We start from the raw sequence: 16,947 nt of genomic DNA, 5'->3' as shown, positions 1-16,947 counted from the left end.
AACAAAAAATAAAGCAATCAATAAAATCGGGCACAATTGCTCGATTTTTTAAATCACAAAAGAAAAAGAAATATGATTTCAAAATACCGAAAACAGTTTAATCAGGAGTTTACTCAGGAAAAATATGAACAATTCAAAGAAATTTTAAAAGAAAAAAGCGGCTTAACACCTTCTTTCAGGCTTTCCGAAAGCCCGATGTTTCTTACTAATGAGTTTAAGGACAAACTTATTGATGCGAGTGAAAGTATTATCGATCAAATCAAAGCTTTACCGGAAGGTACTTTAGAAAAAGCCATTCCCGAAAACTGCAAAGTCCCGAATGACACCAAACAGCCACACTTTTTCACGATAGATTTTGGAATCTGCAAAAGCGAAAACGGCGAAATAGAACCTCAACTCATTGAGCTACAAGCCTTCCCTTCTTTGTATGCTTTTCAGAAAGTTTTTGAGGAAACGTTTTGTGAAGTTTATCCGTTTTTAAATGAAATCAAGAGTAAAATGCCACAGGAAGAATTTCAAAATTATTTGAAAGAATTGATTGTTGGTAACGAAAATCCTGAAAATGTTATCTTACTTGAAATTTTTCCTGAAAAACAAAAGACGGCAATAGATTTTGCTTTAACTGAGAAATTATTGGGAATAAAGACAGTTTGCCTGACGAAAGTGAAAAAAGAAGGCAAAAAATTATTTTACGAACATGAAGGTAAAAAGATTCAAATCAACAGGATTTACAACCGTGTCATTTTTGACGAATTAGATAGAATTCCTGATCTTCAGCTTGAATTTGATTTCCGTGAAGAAGCAGACGTAAACTGGATCACTCACCCTAACTGGTTTTTTAAAATTTCAAAATTTCTTTTACCGATGCTGAAACATCAGTTCGTTCCGAAAAGCTATTTTCTACATCAATTTCCTGAAACTGAAAATCTTGAAAACTTTGTCTTAAAACCATTATTTTCATTCGCAGGAAGCGGAGTTAATTTAAATCCGACAAAAGAAATTACAGACGCGATTGAAGATAAAGAAAACTATATTTTGCAAAGAAAAGTTACTTACGAACCTATTTTCGAAGACATCAACGGAGAATTTTCAAAGGCAGAGATTCGTTTGCTTTACATTTGGAGAGATGAAGATGAGCGTCCTATTTTATTAGAGAATTTAGGGAGAATGACGAAGGCAGCAATGGTTAACGTTGATTTCAATAAAAAAGATGCCATCTGGATTGGAAGTTCTAATGCGTTTTTTGTAGAAGAATAAAATTCAAACCATAAAAAACCTCAGAAATTTCTGAGGTTTTGTTTTAGGATGTCCAGTATTTGCACAAGCTATAAAAACTATTTTCATATTCTATTACAAAACAATCATAATAGAAGGTTTTAATTCTTTGAACAGATGTTATATCCCTTAAGAAGATTGCTTTAATCAATCCTGCTAACATATCGGCATAATAGTTCCGCTTTTCTTGCTCATTTAAAAGTTTTTCTATAAATTCTTTAAGTTCGCTTTCGTAGTAAATTACTGGTAAATAATATGGCTCTTCCGTCTTTTTTTCGAGTAAATAGTCTAACGAATTACCTTTAAAAAATTCAAAGCCTTCTGAATAACTAGCTCTTCCGAAATTTACTAAAAGATATCTGTTTGCAAACATTAAAAATCCTTCGATACGATCTAATTTTGCCTGCTCATTTAATATTCTTCGCTCATATTCTTCTGAAATTGGATAACCTTTATTTTCAAAATATTTAAAATTCTTATACGGATTATTTATATGGTCATAATAAGGATTATTTATATAATTATAATCGATGAGATCTTTTCGCAAATCATTTATGGCATTTTCTAAATAAAACTCTCTTCCTCCATTCAAATTATCACGCCTTATGTAATCTGCGAGGCTACCATCAATAATATAATCTTCCAAAGTAAACATCCGATGAATACAGAAGTTATCATCAGCAATAAAATAAAATCGCGAATTGTTCTCATCAAAACCAAACCCTATGACCAAATAGTCATCTAAGTTTTTAAAATTTTGACGATCATTAAATCTTACTTTCATAAAATATTTTTATAAAATTTCGGCGGCATTTTTGATGCCGCCGAAAATTTTAACTCTTTTATTTTTAATTAAACCTTTCCATCTTCAAGCAATTCTCTCGCCTGATATTCCTGCACCAAATCTATGGCATTAGAAATCACATCACTCAAAGCAGTAATGAAAGTACCTTCTTCAGCCATTCCCATAGCGTGTTTTAGAGCATCAATTTCTTTTGGAATCGTCTCATAACTCACATCTCTTCCAGAATCCTGCATTCCATCGATAATCAAACCATTAATTTCTTCCTCAGTTCTTCCTCTAAGGTGTTTTTCATTTCTTATAATGATATGGTCAAACATTCTGCCTGCAATTTTACCGCATAATCTGATATCTTCGTCTCTGCGATCTCCAACTCCTGAAATAATACCGATCTTCTTGGTTGATTCTACATTTTTAAGATAATCTTCAATCGCTTCATATCCTGCAGGATTGTGAGCAAAGTCGATCAGTACCTTAAAATTTTTAAATTTAAAAACGTTCAGTCTTCCAGGTGTAAGCTGCGCACTTGGGATGAATGTACGAAGTGAGTTTGAAATATCCTCAATCCCGAACCCATACAGATAACATGCTAAACTTGCTGCCAAAACATTATCAATCATGAATCTTGCCTTACCATCCATGGTAATCGGGAAATCTTTTGCTTTTCCGATTCTGATTTTCCAGTCACCTTTTTTGATTGTAACGTAGCCTTCTTCATAAACGCAGGTCGTACGTCCTTCCTTCGCAAACTTTTTGATGTGTTCGTTATTTTCATCTAAACTGAAAATCGCTACATTGCTTGGCAAATCATTGACGATTCTCATTGAATACTCATCTTCAGCATTCAAAACACTCCATCCGCTTTTCTTTACGCTGTCGAGTACTACCCTTTTTACTTTGGTTAAATCTTTAAGGGTGTGGATGTCATTTAAACCTAAATGATCTTCTTTAATATTTGTTAAAACTCCGATGTCACATTGAGAAAAACCTAAACCAGAGCGAAGGATTCCACCTCTTGCAGTTTCCAGAACTGCAAATTCTACCGTTGGATCTTTTAATATAAATTCAGCAGAAATAGGACCTGTAGTATCGCCTTTCGTCAGCATTGTATTTTGAATATAAATACCATCTGAAGTTGTGAAACCTACTCTGTATCCGTTATTTTTAACAATATGAGAAATAAGTCTTGTCGTTGTCGTTTTACCGTTGGTTCCCGTCACTGCAATGATTGGAATGGTAAACTGCTTTCCTTGAGGATACAACATATCTACAACCGGAGCCGCAACGTTTCTCGGAAGACCTTCACTTGGTGCTAAATGCATTCTGAAACCGGGAGCAGCATTTACTTCGATAATTGCTCCACCACTTTCTTTTAACGGCTGAGTAAGATTTTCTGCCATAATATCAATTCCGCAAACATCTAAACCAATGATTTTAGAAATTCTTTCAGCCATCGTGATATTTTCCGGATGTACCATATCAGTAACATCAATCGAAGTTCCGCCTGTTGAAAGGTTTGCGGTTGATTTTAGATAAACAACTTCCCCTTTTTGAGGAACTGATGATAAAGTGTAATGAAGTTTATCAAGCAATTCTGTAGTGTCTTTGTCAACAGCAATTTCGGTAAGAACATTTTCGTGACCGTAGCCTCTTCTCGGATCCTGATTTTCTTTATCAATCAATTGCTGAAGATTCATCTCACCATCACCCACTACATGGGCAGGAACTCTTCTGGCTGCTGCAACCATTTTATTATTAATAACCAGAACGCGGAAGTCATATCCTGTAACATATTTTTCAACGATTACTTTATTAGAATATTTCTGAGCATGTTCGAGACCTGTTTTTGCAACTTCCCAATCGTTCACGTTGATCGAAGAACCTTTCCCGTGATTTCCGTCTAAAGGTTTGATTACGATCGGATAGCTAATTTTCTGAATGACATTTTGCAATTGCTCTTCATTGGTAACCAAATCACCGATGGGAACAGGAATTGCTGCCTCGTGAAGCATTCTTTTTGTCAGTTCTTTGTTGCACGCAATATCTACTGCAATTGAGCTCGTATTCCCTGTAATGGTAGCCTGAAATCTTTGCTGATTGACTCCATAACCCAATTGTACCAAAGAATTGCTTCCCAATCTGATCCAAGGAATTTTTCTGGAAACCGCTTCTTCTACAATACTTCCGGTAGAAGGACCTAGACGTACTCGTTCCCTGATTTCTTTTAGTCTTTGGATACAAGCATTGATATCATATTCATTTCCGTCTATCAAAGCACGGGCAATTTCCACAGCCTGTTCGGCAGCATAGATACCGGCATTTTCTTCGATATAATCGAATACAACATTGTAAACTCCGGGAGTTTTTGTTTCACGTGTTCTTCCAAATCCGGAATCCATTCCTGCAAGAGTCTGAATTTCTAAAGCAATATGTTCTATAACGTGCCCCATCCATGTTCCGGTTTCTATACGGTGAAAAAAACCTCCGTGGGTACCTTCAGAACATCTGTGAGTAATTAATGAAGGAATCAGATTTTCTATTCTCTCACGGAATCCTTCAATTTTATTGGTAGGAAAATTCTCCATCTCTTCAAGATCCAAACGCATCTGTATCAACTTCTTTCTTCTAATACTCCAAATATTAGGACCCCTCAAAGCTTGTATCTTCTCAATTTTCATAATTTAGTGCCGAAATTTATATTAATAAAATTATCTTTTAAAATCAAAGATAATGTAAAACCTTAAAAAAAACCACAGTGTCGTTAAAGATTTATTAAAAAACTTTAAATTTCACAATCAATTTAAAATCAATACAAATGCATTAAAACTCCCTTGAAATTTTCTCAACAATTAATAATTTTCTAACTTTGCCAGCTATGAAACCTGTTGGAAAATTAATTATTATCGGGGGAGCTGTTAATAAAGGCAGTTTCTCAGAAACCGATTACGATCAGAATATTGAAAAAAATCTTAACTTTTTTGAAAGAGGAATTTTAAGAAAAATCATCACTGAATCAAAAAATAAAGAAAACTCAATCATTGAGGTAATCACAACTGCATCACAAATTCCCCAAATTGTAGGTGCAGAATATAAAAAGGCTTTTGAATTTTTAGGAGCAAAAAATGTCAACATTCTTGATATACATAACCGTGAAGAAGCCAATTCTGATGCTATTGTTGCAAGAGCAAATGCTGCAGATGTTGTCATGTTTACCGGTGGTGATCAATTGAGATTAACTTCTATTCTTGGCGGTACAAGATTTCATGATACGATTTTACTGAAATATATGGAGCAGGATTTTATCTACTCCGGAACCTCTGCAGGTGCTGCTGCTGCTTCTGAAAATATGATTTATCAGGGAAGCAGTTCTGAAGCTCTTCTAAAAGGAGAAATAAAAACTACACAAGGATTAGGATTAATTGACAATGTGATTGTTGATACACATTTTGTACAGAGAGGAAGAATCGGTCGTCTTTTTCAGGCGGTTGTTAATAATCCGAGAACTTTAGGAATTGGTTTAGGTGAAGATACCGGACTTTTTATTTATAATGATACAATGACGGCTGTAGGTTCCGGATTGGTAATTATTGTTGACGGAAGATTTATAAAAGACACCAATCTTACCAATATCAATTTGGGTGAGCCAATTTCAATTGATAATCTTACCGTTCACGTAATGTCGATGAACGATCATTATGATTTAACGACAAGAAAACTGACGATAGAAAATTCTCAGTTTAATCCTATACCTCAAACATAAAGTATAAAGTGAAGATTTCTTCACTTTTTTTATATATTTAAAAGTAAATACACTCTATGAAAATCATAATACACGGCGGTTTTTTCTCTGAAAGCGATCAGAGCCATGATGTAAAAGTTGCCAAACAAAATTCTTTAAAAGAAATTGCTCAAAAGACTTATCAATATTTAGAATCGCATTCAGCATTTGATACAGTTGCTTATGCAGTTTCACTTTTGGAAGATGATGAATTGTATAATGCCGGAATCGGCTCACAGATTCAAAGCGATGGAATTATCCGAATGAGTGCTGCAATTATGGATGGTGAAACTCAGAAAATGAGCGGAGTAATCAATATTCAGAATGTGAAAAATCCGATTTTTGTAGCTAAAGAATTAATGAAAGAAGATGACAGAGTTTTGGGTGGAAGCGGTGCTAAAAATTACGCTAATGAACACGGTTTTGAAAACTTTTCAACTGAAATTCCTCAGCGAAGAAAAGAATATGAAGCTAAATTAAAAACTGGCGGAAAAGGAACAGTTGGCTGTGTTGCATTAGATAAAGAAGGAAAACTCTCTGTTGCAACTTCAACGGGAGGAAAAGGCTTCGAAATTCCGGGAAGAATTTCAGATTCTGCAACAGTTGCAGGAAATTATGCCAATGAATTCTGTGCCGTAAGTTGTACAGGGGTCGGTGAAGACATTGTAAGCAATGCAACCTCAACAAAAATCGTCACTAGAGTGACAGACGGAATGAATCTGAAACAGGCTTTTGACAAAACATTCGCTGAGCTAGAAACAATCGATGGTTTTGCAGGAGCAATTGCGATTGATAAAGATGGAAACATATATCATCAGGATTCTTATCCTACAATGGTTTTTGCAAGTTATGACGGTAAAAATTTTGAAATCTTTAATTAAATTTTAACATTTATTTATCAATCCCATTTATTTTTTGGCACGTATTTTACATACTTAGTTGTATAACAATTTAATATAACTTTTAAAATCAGAAATCATGGGAAATAAGACAAATGGATTATTAGCATTACTAGGAATTGGAGCACTTGCATATTGGAAATATAAAAAGTCTACTCCGGAAGAGCAACAAGCTGTAAAAGACAAAATCAACAGTGCAAAAGATAACCTCAACAAATGGGGAAATGATCTGAAATCCAAAGCAAATGATGTAGCTTCTCAGGCTCAGAGTAAATTTGATGAAGCTAAAACCAAAGTTGAAGATACCGCTTCAAACATCTAAGGTCAGATAACATATTTTAATATTATTTACATTTATATAAGGAAAAAGTCATCAATTATGATGACTTTTTCTTTGCTTTTATGGCGTAAACCATTGGAATTTTGTTTCCGAATTTATTGATTCTCCATTTTCCTTTTTCGAACTCGTCAACATGCTTAAAACATGGATATGGTGACCAATCAAATTCCTGAAATTTTTCAACAATTAAATTTTTATTGATCAGATTTTGCAAAACATCAGACAAAGGATGATTCCAGGAAATATAATCTTGCACAATGTCTGCCGAAGTATCTGCGTAGGTTCCTTCAGAGGTTTCTATAATGGGCTTTTCATTAAAATAATTATAGGCAACTCCATTAAAATCATCATCGTACATCCAAACTATGGGATGAAATTCTGCCATGATAAATTCTCCGTCAGGTTTTAAAAAATGACTGACAACATTTGCCCATTTATCAAGATCCGGCAACCAGCCAATTGTTCCGTAACTCGTAAAAACAATATCAAATTTTTGGTCTAAAACATTGGGTAGATCGTAAACATCTGAACAAATAAATTCAGTATCTGTTTCGCATTTTTCAGCTAAATCTTTCGCAGCCTGAATTGCTTTATCCGATAAATCAATCCCTGTAACTTTTGCACCCAACCTCGACATGGAAATAGAATCCTGACCAAAATGACACTGCAAATGCAAAATAGTTTTTCCTTTTATATCGCCTAAAAGTTCGAGTTCGATAGAATTTAAAGAATTTCTTCCTTTTAAAAATTCATCGACAAAGTAGAAATTTGATTCCAGATGGGGTTCTACTCTTGCGTTCCATGAGTTTTTGTTGATTTCTAAATAGTTTTTCATGATTTAGTTATAGTTTTTCAAGCAGTTTTTTCTTCTGATCAATAAATTCATCTTCTGTCAAAACACCACTTTCTTTTAATCTTCCGAGCTGTTCTAACTGATCAAGAATAGTTGGTTCAGACTTAGATTGAGAAAATTCTTTTGGACGAGACATGAAATCTCTTACTTTTTCGCAAAATAACTCTGCTTCGTACTTTCCTACTCCATCTATTTCTACAATATATCCGGAAACGTTCACATCAATTGAAGCTAACATCAATGAAGTTTCGTACTGAATGGAAGCTACTTTATCGTAAGAATAGTCTTCAACTTTCAATCCGTACATAAATTCTTTATCGATAAAAATCAGCCTTCTGTCGGTTCCCACTAAAATGATGTGATGTTTTGATGTCTTGTTTCTTCCTTCGACTAGATAAACAATTTTTTCGTCTGTAGAAAGAATATTGGGTAATTCGCGGATTTCTTTTCTCGCAAAAAATGTAGGATTTATATCTAATTTATCGAGTTCGTCTTTTATTTGTTCTAATCTTGATTTTTCGTTCATTGGTTTTTGTTTTTTTTTATCTTTAAATGTTTAGAAATATAGCGATTATGGTAATAAGTCCAAGGCAATAATGAAATCAGTAGAAATAGAAATACGCTCTTAAACTTATCTTTGTAATCTTTTACTTTGTAAATATACTCATCATATTCTTTAAGGTAATAAACACTGATTGTTGATTGCTCAGAAAAATATGAACAAGCTTTAAAACTTAGTTTTATTGAATATTCTTTTCCATCCACATTAATTACTACACTACATGAGCTTCTTCGGTAATTCCCACAATTTTGACGTGTAACAATATGTGAACTCTTCACACCATTTTCAGTAGTTTTGTGATATTTATTATCTGTATACAAAGCGTATATTAACATAATAATCACCATTCCAATAAAGAAAAGGTGATTATTGCTATAATATTTTTTTCGTTCGAAATTCAAAATTCTTACCCTAAAAACTCCTCCAAAGAAACTGTCTTTTGCTCTCCAGCTTTCAGGTTTTTAAAAGTCACTGTTCTATTCTTAATTTCCTCTTCACCTAAGAAAACAAGATTTTTAATTCCTTTCTTTTCAGCGTACGTAAACTGTTTATTGATTTTTGAACTTTCAGGATATAGCTCTGCGGAAATTCCTTTTTCTCTTAACTGAATGATCAGTTTTAAAGCTTCCAAAGTTTCTTCTCCTCCAAAATTAGCAAAAAGATATTCTACGTTTGAAGTAGCATCTTCAGGGAAAAGATTTAATTCTTCCATCACTAAATAAATTCTGTCTAAGCCAAAAGAAATTCCAATTCCGGGAACATTTTTTACTCCGAAAACTTCAGTCAGATTATCATATCTTCCGCCGCCGCCGATAGAACCCATTTGGGCTTCGTCAGCTTTTACTTCGAAAATGGCTCCGGTGTAGTAATCTAATCCACGCGCCAAAGTAATATCAAAAACTAAATTCTGAATATCAACTCCTAAATTTACCGACTGAGTCAGAACAAATTCCAATTCTTCGACACCTTTTAATCCCGTTTCGTTTCCTGCAAATTTTTCTTTTAACTGAAGAAGATTTTCCAAAGCATCATTGGATTGACTAAATAAGAAATCTAATTTATCGATTGATTCCTGTGAAATACCTCTTTCCAAAAGTTCTTTCACGACTCCATCCTTACCAATTTTATCCAGTTTATCTAAAGCTACTGTAAAGTCGATCAACTTATCTGTAATTCCGGCATACTCTGCCAAACCTGAAAGAATTTTTCGGTTGTTGATGTGAATGGTTACCGAAACTTTTAATTCAGCAAAAGATTTTAAATACAATTGCACCAAATCAACTTCCTGCCAAAGACTTTCGCTTCCTACAACATCGGCATCACACTGATAAAACTCTCTGAATCTTCCTTTTTGTGGACGGTCTGCTCTCCAAACCGGTTGGATCTGATAACGTTTATACGGGAAAGTCAGTTTCCCATGATTCATGGCAACAAATCTTGCGAAAGGAACTGTTAAATCATAACGAAGTGCTTTATCAGTAAGACTTTCTGAACTGAAAGGTTTATCTAAAGCTTTCTGAAAATCATTCTGCATCTGAATTTTCTTATCATCTTTAGCTTCATTAATGCTTGAATTCAAAATCTTAAAAATCAAACGATCTCCTTCTTCTCCATACTTCCCTGTCAACGTGGAAAGATTTTCAAAACTTGGAGTTTCCAAAGGCTGAAATCCGAACAATTCGAAATTCTTCTGTAATATATTGATGATGTATTTTCTTCTAGAAACTTCCAATGAAGTAAAATCTCTCGTTCCTTTTGCTAAGCTTGGCTTCATATTTAATCAGTATAAATAATGGGTAATGAATAATTGCTTGCAAAAATAAGGAATTGAAAGGACTTTTAACACCCGGAAAGCCGGAGATAAAATTTCTCCGGACTTTCACTTGATCATTTGTATTTTATTTTGAGAATAATCATACACTTTCTAAGATTTCCAAAATCTCTTCGCCATAATTTTCAATTTTATGTTTTCCGAAACCTTTTATGTCAAGCAGTTCTTCAATTTTTGCAGGTTTGTACTTTGCTACAGAAATGAGTTCTTTATTGGTTGCAATAAAATAAGATGGAAGATTCTGTTCTTTTGCTTTTTCCGAGCGCCAGATTTTTAAGGCATCTAAAATTACTATTTCATCTGGATTCAGCATTTCGTCTTCAGCAGAATATTTTGCAGTTTTTGAATCTTTGACAACATTTTTGTTGACTGCAGTTTTATATTCATTAAAATACAAAACTACAGACCAGAAACTTTCATCATGTACAAAAGCTGTTTCTACTTTTACAATCTCGTGATTGTTTAGAAAATCATCAATCATTTTTTGATCTTGCAGCAAGAATTCGTCTGCAATTCTTACTTTTAAAACTTTGATATTCATCATTTGTGATTTTAGAATTTAACATTTATTTTCCGCTTAGAAGTAAAAGCTCATCTACTCTTATTTCTGTAACATATCTCTTCACTCCGTCTTTATCATCATACGATCTGTAAGTAATCTTTCCTTCGATGGCAATTTCTTTTCCTTTCGGAACATACTTCTGAAAGATCTCGGCAGTTTTTCCAAACGCAACCAAACTGTGCCATTGTGTTTCTTCTACTTTTTCACCTTTTGCATTGGTGTAATGATCGTTTGTTGCCAATGATACTGTAGCTCTTAGAGTTCCGTTGTCGAATGACATCATTTCTACTTCCTTTCCTGTGTGACCAATTAGGGTAACTTTGTTTCTTAGTGACATAACTTTTATTTTTTTAATTAATTATTCAGATAAGAGACGTTCACTGTTTTCTCAAATCTCTGTTGCAAAGATTCTTCAAGTTTCGAAATTTAATCGGGTGAAAATTATTTGAATACGTTTGTAGTCGTTTGAAAACTAATTTACATTTAAAAATCAACCACTTAAACAAACGCAATATTTTAATTCCAGTAAATTTTATTATGTATATTTGAATCCTGCAACTCCTTTAAAAAAAAACGATATGGATATAAAATGTTTAATTTAGAAAACGATTAATGGCAATAAGCAAGAAAAATAAAAGTAGAACCTATGTCGATGGTAAAGAATATCTATGGTGGATATTTGACGAGCATGATCAGACAGAATTTGATGGCGTACAAATTAAAGCTGTATGCTTTGACTCTACCCATTTTATAAAATATGGATTGCAACAAGAAGAAGATAATAGGAAGGTAGTTCTTGTTTTGAAGAATTATACTAAATTGGTTCATTTGTCCTCACCTCCCAAATTTGAAAACGAAGAAGGAATAATTACTCAAAGTGGGATTAACAGAATGATTAAATGGTGTAAACAAGATGTACATCAAATTGAATATGCATTGGATGGAATTAACAACAACTTGACTGAAGGAGAGAAACAATCGTTGCTTACAGAAATACAACAAATAATAAACTAAACTGTAAATAGGCAAAATTGCATATTTGCACTTTTATTTCTTACCATCATAAAATCACCAAAATGGCGAAATAAATTTATTTAACCCCAACAAATAATTAAGATTCCACAAACTCTCTCCTAAAATTAGAATGCTGCGTTGCCGTAAAATAATCACAAAAAATCTGATAAATAACAGAATCTGTATGCGTTGCTTTGATTCCCAACTGAAAATAAATCTCCAAAATCTGATGCGATAAACTTTCGACCAAATCTGTCGAGTAGTTGTGAATTTCTGTCTGCTTTTCAAAATTTATTAATTCGAAATCATTCAGTATATCTTCAATCTCGTCTGCAAAATGCATTACATTTTCTTTTTGCTTTTCTATGTTTTGATTAAACAATTTTAAATCAAGTTGAGGTCGAATTTTAATCGCTTCCTCCGAAAAATGAGAAGCCATTCCAAGATAATTGACCAGCAAAGTCAAATCTGCAAAAACTCTAAACGGAATTTTGTCAATTGCATCATCAGTAAAAAATTCATCATAAACAAAACTGTAATCTTCCGAAACTTTTACATGGTCAACTTTAAAAGAATAGGTTCCGGTTGCTTTCATCCCCATCGATTTCCAGTTGGGAATAATTTCTGCCTGATCTTTGGAAATGACAAATGAACGAACGATTTCACAGCCAGATTCATCAAGCAAAGGAATTCCGTTTTCAGTTAATGTAGCATTTAAAGTAAAATGACTTAAATGTGGCGCTCCGGTTGCAAAATGCCAAAGCCCGTTGATCGTGAAAGTTCCGTCGTTTTGTTTTTCGGCAGTTCCGCCGATCATTCCGCTACCTCCGAAACAGGTTTTTGAATCGGCAAAAAATTCTTTAGCAATATTCGGATGTAAATTTCTTGAGAAAAAATTGGCTCCCGAACATAAAGTCAACATCCAACCTAAACTTCCATCGATTTTTGACCAATCAAACAATACAGACAAACCTTCTTTCAAACGAAAACCCAATCCGCCATAGATTTTCGGAACCCAAATCTGAAGCAATCTTTCATGATGAATTTGATTCATGATTGACGCAGAAACTTCAGAAGCTCCCAACATTTCTTTTTTGATTTCTTCAGGCGTAAGCATTCTCTTTTTTATTAATTATTTTTCTCCACTCCAGGTATCCAGAGATAGCGATGATGAATAAGAAAGCCGTTAAAATTGCATACAAATAAAGATCTTTGTGAATCAATAAAGGAATTGCAATGATATTGCTGAGATTCAGTAAAATCCAGTTTTCAATTTTTCTTCTTGCCATCAACCACATTCCTGCCCACGCAAAAGCACTGACCAAAGAATCCCAAATCGGAACATCAGAATCGGTAAAATGCGTCAGAAAAAACCAGAAAAGGCTGAAAGTTCCAATGACAATTCCAACAGTAATTAATTTTTCATTCTTTGTTGTTTCGGAAATCACAGTTTCAGATTTTCGCTTTCCAAATTTCCAGTAAAGCCAACCGTAAATGCTCATGATTAAATAGTAAAGATTGAGCGTAAACTCTGCATAAAGTTTAGAGGTAATCATTACATAAAGCGTGAGTGAAACTCCTGCAATACCAAACAGATAATTGTTTGAGTTGTTTTTTCGGGCTAATAAAACCTGAAAAACCGAAAAGAAGACCCCAAACCATTCAGGCAAGGTTGTCTGTTGTAAAATTTCCTGCATCAAATTAACTTTTATAAAATTAAATGATGAGATGATAAAATCAAATTCCCTACGCCGGTATTATCCGGATCAGGTGTGGAAGATTCCTGGGTATCATCTCAGCCGCAATCGTGCAGCACCCCATTGATTGCGCAAAATTGGAACTTTTTTCTGACAATAAAAAATTAATTCAAGCTAAATTTATTTGTCAAATGAAATTGCCATCCGTTTTCAAATGGATATTTTGTATATTTAAATTTTAATACCAAACTGTGAAGAAGACACTACGAAGAACTTACCGTGTATCAAAATATGTGATTTATAGAGAAACGCTTGTCGATTATAAAGAACATTTCTGGTCGTTTCTTGGTGCTTTTTTTGGAATTGGAATCATCGCTTTTTTGCAGTCTCATTATTTGTTGGAGCAGGAAAATGTTTTTCTTATCGGTTCGTTCGGCGCATCAAGTGTTTTGATTTACGGAGCAATTCAAAGTCCGCTTGCTCAACCTAGAAATCTTGTTGGCGGGCATGTACTTTCTGCCTTGGTTGGAGTTACTGTCTATCAGATTGTTCCTGATATTTTATGGCTTTCCGCTCCTTTGGCTGTTGCACTTTCAATTGTTTTAATGCAATATACCAAAACACTTCATCCTCCAGGTGGCGCAACAGCTTTGATTGCTGTGACCTCAACTGGTAAAATTCCTGAACTGGGATATTGGTATGTATTATCTCCTGTTTTGTCGGGATGTATTATTTTACTTTTGGTCGCCTTATTTTTTAATAATATCACAAAAAACAGAAGTTATCCTACAAGCAATAAGTGGAAAAAACTTCTTCATAAAAAACACAAACACTCTTTGAAAAATTAATTATTATGGACTGTCTCGAATGCGGCGAAAAAATCATTGGAAGATCAGATAAAAAATTCTGCAATGACGCCTGTAGAAATGCTTACAACAACAAGCAAAACAAAGATTCTAGCAATCTGATGCGGAATGTGAATAATAAACTCCGCAGAAATTACCGTATCTTGAGCGACATCAATATCGAAGGAAAAACCAAAATTGCCAAGTCAAAACTTGATGGCTTAGGTTTTGATTTTAATTATTTTACGCAAATCAAAGTCTATAAAAACGGGTCGGAATACAAATTTGTTTACGATCAGGGTTATAAAGTTTTAGACGAAGATTATATTTTAATTGTTAAGAATTAAAAAAAATTCCAAAATCAATACATGAAAGAAGTTGTAGTAATCACCGGAGCCAGCGGATCTGTCGCAAAAGTTTTAGCCAAAAAACTTGAAAACGAATATTCTGTTCGCTTTCTGACACGAACTAAAAAACATGAAAATGATTTTGAATGGAATATTGAAAAAGGAACTATTGATGAACGTGCATTTGAAAACGTCAATCACATCATTCATCTTGCCGGAACCAATATTTCGGAAAAAAGATGGACAGATGAAAGAAAAAAAGAAATCATCTCAAGCCGTGTTGATTCTGCGAAATTGATTTTAGAAACATTAGAAAAGAAAAATATTCAATTAAAATCTTTCATTTCGGCTTCTGCGGTTGGAATTTACGGAGCGATTACTTCCGAAAAAATATTTAAAGAAGATGATGAAAAAGGAAATGATTTCCTGAGTGAAGTTGTTATTCTTTGGGAGAAAGCAGCAGACGAATTTTTAGAAAAAGGTACTGCGGAGAGAGTTGTAAAAGTACGAACATCAATTGTGCTTTCCGAAAAAGAAGGTGCTTTGAAAAAGATGTCGGTTCCTGTGAAACTTGGAATCGGATCGCCAATTGGAACAGGAAGACAATATATTCCGTGGATTCATATTGATGATCTTTGCTCGGTTTATGAATTTGCTCTAAAAAACGAAAGCATGAATGGAGCTTACAACGCTTCTGCACCTCAACATACTGACAATGAAAATTTTACGAAAGAAATTGCGGAAGTTTTAGATAAACCTATGTTTATGCCAAACATTCCTGAATTTGTGATGAAACTTATCTTTGGCGAATTGTCTGTTGCACTGCTTGAAGGTTCCAGAACTTCTTCCGAAAAGCTTCAAAGTGTAGGATTTCAATTTAAATTCCCTGAATTAACACCGGCATTAAAAAATCTTTTAACTGAAAATTAATTAAAAAAAATATCTTATCAAGATTGTAAAATCTATGAAAAATCCAAACATACATATTGAAAAAACCGAAATCTTGTCAGATAACTGGTATACTTTGAAAAAGGTCACTTTCAATATTCAGAAAAAAGACGGAACCGTTGAATCTCAAAGCAGAGAAGCCTATGACAGAGGAAATGGCGCTGTTATTTTATTGTACAATACAGCCACAAAAACAGTAATTTTAACGAGACAGTTCCGAATGCCGACTTACATTAACGGAAATTCTACAGGAATGCTGATCGAAGCCTGCGCAGGTTTGCTGGATAATGACAATCCTGAAGAATGCATCAAAAGGGAAACTGAAGAAGAGACCGGTTATAAAATATCAAAAGTCGAGAAAATATTTGAAGCGTATATGTCACCGGGTTCTGTCACAGAAATTCTGCATTTTTTCATTGCCGAATATTCAAGTGAAATGAAAATAACGAACGGTGGCGGTCTTGAAGATGAAGGTGAAGACATTGAGGTTCTTGAAATTGATTTTGAAAAAGCCCTTGAAATGATTGATTCCGGTGAGATCAAAGATGCAAAAACCATTATGCTGCTTCAGCATTTGCGTATCAAAAACAGGTTGTAAAATATTTATAAAAAATAGAAATTATGAAACTTCAGTTTTCTGTAATACTTTGTTTGTTATTTTCTGTTGCAGTATTTGGACAGAAAAAAGAAGTATTGAGTTCAAGAGATCAACACGCTGTTCAGCATTTTAAAAATGAATACAAAAAGAAAAATTATAAAAAGTTTGAGGGTAAAATCATTACAAAAGATAACCATATTCTTTTTGATAATAAAGCGCTTTTTTTTGAAAAAGCTGATAAATTAACTGTTTCTGTCTTACAGCAAGGACTGGTTTATCCTCAACTTCTTACGGATTACCAGATGAATAAATTTCTTGATGAAACTACCGATAAAACTCAGAAAAGATTTTTAAAACTGCAAAAAGATCCGAAAGCATCTTTTGATGTAAATAATGTTTCAGTCAAAATTTCTGAACTTCCTTTTTTAGATGTAAATGAAAAGGTAAAACGATTCCGATTGTCAACCAGAAACAGAAATCTTCCGAACTCAGTCATTTATCTTTTAGAATTAACGAATTCTAAAGCTACTAAAAATATGAGTTTTGATGAATTTGTGAAAGATGCTAAACTGACCTATCTTGATCAGGAAAACTAA

General features: G+C 33.7%; 19 protein-coding genes. 10 read left to right on the top strand and 9 right to left on the bottom strand.

All coding sequences use genetic code 11. The features are described 5' to 3' along the window. Positions 1-72: 72 nt before the first annotated feature. Positions 73-1,257: a hypothetical protein gene (locus AC4FQ5_RS05355; protein ID WP_491141462.1), complete on the top strand. Its 1,185-nt coding sequence runs from the start codon at positions 73-75 to the stop codon at positions 1,255-1,257. Positions 1,258-1,300: 43 nt separating this feature from the next. Here the strand turns inward: AC4FQ5_RS05355 and AC4FQ5_RS05350 are convergent, their stop codons facing one another. Together AC4FQ5_RS05350 and cphA are read right to left on the bottom strand one after the other, a co-directional pair. Further along, positions 1,301-2,059 (bottom strand): hypothetical protein, encoded by a 759-nt coding sequence (locus tag AC4FQ5_RS05350; protein ID WP_491141461.1) that lies wholly within the window; start codon positions 2,057-2,059, stop codon positions 1,301-1,303. Between the two features lie 68 nt (positions 2,060-2,127). Next, positions 2,128-4,755 carry a cyanophycin synthetase gene (cphA, locus tag AC4FQ5_RS05345; protein WP_491141460.1) on the bottom strand — a complete coding sequence of 876 codons (2,628 nt, stop codon included), beginning with the start codon at positions 4,753-4,755 and terminating at the stop codon, positions 2,128-2,130. A gap of 197 nt (positions 4,756-4,952) precedes the next feature. Here cphA and AC4FQ5_RS05340 point away from each other — a divergent pair, with 197 nt between their 5' ends. The 3 genes from AC4FQ5_RS05340 to AC4FQ5_RS05330 all read left to right on the top strand — a co-directional run bounded on the left by AC4FQ5_RS05340 (position 4,953) and on the right by AC4FQ5_RS05330 (position 7,076). Further along, complete coding sequence (locus AC4FQ5_RS05340) at positions 4,953-5,837, top strand: cyanophycinase (RefSeq protein ID WP_300351245.1); 885 nt, start codon at positions 4,953-4,955, stop codon at positions 5,835-5,837. A 56-nt stretch (positions 5,838-5,893) separates the two neighbouring features. Next, positions 5,894-6,736 (top strand): isoaspartyl peptidase/L-asparaginase, encoded by an 843-nt coding sequence (locus AC4FQ5_RS05335; RefSeq protein ID WP_491141459.1) that lies wholly within the window; start codon positions 5,894-5,896, stop codon positions 6,734-6,736. A 97-nt stretch (positions 6,737-6,833) separates the two neighbouring features. Beyond that, positions 6,834-7,076 carry a YtxH domain-containing protein gene (locus AC4FQ5_RS05330; RefSeq protein ID WP_300351240.1) on the top strand — a complete coding sequence of 81 codons (243 nt, stop codon included), beginning with the start codon at positions 6,834-6,836 and terminating at the stop codon, positions 7,074-7,076. Positions 7,077-7,131: 55 nt separating this feature from the next. On the opposite strand, the gene AC4FQ5_RS05325 is transcribed toward AC4FQ5_RS05330, so the two are convergent. From AC4FQ5_RS05325 to AC4FQ5_RS05305, 5 genes are all read right to left on the bottom strand, one after another. Then, the gene (locus AC4FQ5_RS05325) at positions 7,132-7,929 is read right to left on the bottom strand and encodes a class I SAM-dependent methyltransferase (RefSeq protein ID WP_491141458.1); all 798 of its coding nucleotides are present in this window, start codon (positions 7,927-7,929) and stop codon (positions 7,132-7,134) included. 7 nt (positions 7,930-7,936) lie between these two features. Then, positions 7,937-8,473: a PH domain-containing protein gene (locus tag AC4FQ5_RS05320; RefSeq protein ID WP_491141457.1), complete on the bottom strand. Its 537-nt coding sequence runs from the start codon at positions 8,471-8,473 to the stop codon at positions 7,937-7,939. Positions 8,474-8,915: 442 nt separating this feature from the next. Next, complete coding sequence (gene hisS, locus AC4FQ5_RS05315; protein WP_491141456.1) at positions 8,916-10,283, bottom strand: histidine--tRNA ligase; 1,368 nt, start codon at positions 10,281-10,283, stop codon at positions 8,916-8,918. 139 nt (positions 10,284-10,422) lie between these two features. Beyond that, positions 10,423-10,884: an HRDC domain-containing protein gene (locus tag AC4FQ5_RS05310; RefSeq protein WP_491141455.1), complete on the bottom strand. Its 462-nt coding sequence runs from the start codon at positions 10,882-10,884 to the stop codon at positions 10,423-10,425. Between the two features lie 22 nt (positions 10,885-10,906). Next, on the bottom strand, positions 10,907-11,239 hold the full coding sequence (locus AC4FQ5_RS05305; RefSeq protein ID WP_491141454.1) for a single-stranded DNA-binding protein: 333 nt from the start codon (positions 11,237-11,239) through the stop codon (positions 10,907-10,909). A gap of 275 nt (positions 11,240-11,514) precedes the next feature. On the opposite strand from AC4FQ5_RS05305, the gene AC4FQ5_RS05300 reads away from it, so the two are divergent. Continuing rightward, positions 11,515-11,916, top strand: coding sequence for a hypothetical protein (locus AC4FQ5_RS05300; RefSeq protein WP_491141453.1), 402 nt, complete (start codon positions 11,515-11,517; stop codon positions 11,914-11,916). A gap of 97 nt (positions 11,917-12,013) precedes the next feature. Here the strand turns inward: AC4FQ5_RS05300 and AC4FQ5_RS05295 are convergent, their stop codons facing one another. Beyond that, positions 12,014-13,033, bottom strand: coding sequence for an acyl-CoA dehydrogenase family protein (locus AC4FQ5_RS05295; protein WP_491141452.1), 1,020 nt, complete (start codon positions 13,031-13,033; stop codon positions 12,014-12,016). Then, positions 13,020-13,616: a nicotinamide riboside transporter PnuC gene (gene pnuC, locus AC4FQ5_RS05290; protein WP_491141451.1), complete on the bottom strand. Its 597-nt coding sequence runs from the start codon at positions 13,614-13,616 to the stop codon at positions 13,020-13,022. The genes AC4FQ5_RS05295 and pnuC overlap by 14 nt, the downstream gene beginning before the upstream one ends. Positions 13,617-13,864: 248 nt before the next feature. Here pnuC and AC4FQ5_RS05285 point away from each other — a divergent pair, with 248 nt between their 5' ends. From AC4FQ5_RS05285 to AC4FQ5_RS05265, 5 genes are read left to right on the top strand one after another with little or no spacing between them, the layout of a single operon-like run. After that, positions 13,865-14,461: an HPP family protein gene (locus tag AC4FQ5_RS05285; RefSeq protein ID WP_491141450.1), complete on the top strand. Its 597-nt coding sequence runs from the start codon at positions 13,865-13,867 to the stop codon at positions 14,459-14,461. 2 nt (positions 14,462-14,463) lie between these two features. Further along, positions 14,464-14,805 (top strand): hypothetical protein, encoded by a 342-nt coding sequence (locus AC4FQ5_RS05280; protein ID WP_491141843.1) that lies wholly within the window; start codon positions 14,464-14,466, stop codon positions 14,803-14,805. A 21-nt stretch (positions 14,806-14,826) separates the two neighbouring features. Beyond that, complete coding sequence (locus AC4FQ5_RS05275; protein ID WP_491141449.1) at positions 14,827-15,735, top strand: TIGR01777 family oxidoreductase; 909 nt, start codon at positions 14,827-14,829, stop codon at positions 15,733-15,735. Positions 15,736-15,769: 34 nt separating this feature from the next. Further along, positions 15,770-16,351: a GDP-mannose pyrophosphatase NudK gene (gene nudK, locus AC4FQ5_RS05270; RefSeq protein WP_491141448.1), complete on the top strand. Its 582-nt coding sequence runs from the start codon at positions 15,770-15,772 to the stop codon at positions 16,349-16,351. Positions 16,352-16,374: 23 nt separating this feature from the next. Then, positions 16,375-16,947, top strand: a complete 573-nt coding sequence (locus tag AC4FQ5_RS05265; RefSeq protein WP_491141447.1) for a hypothetical protein — start codon at positions 16,375-16,377, stop codon at positions 16,945-16,947.

Source organism: Chryseobacterium sp. DT-167 (genome assembly GCF_058310155.1).
This window is presented reverse-complemented; position numbering and strand designations above follow the sequence as displayed.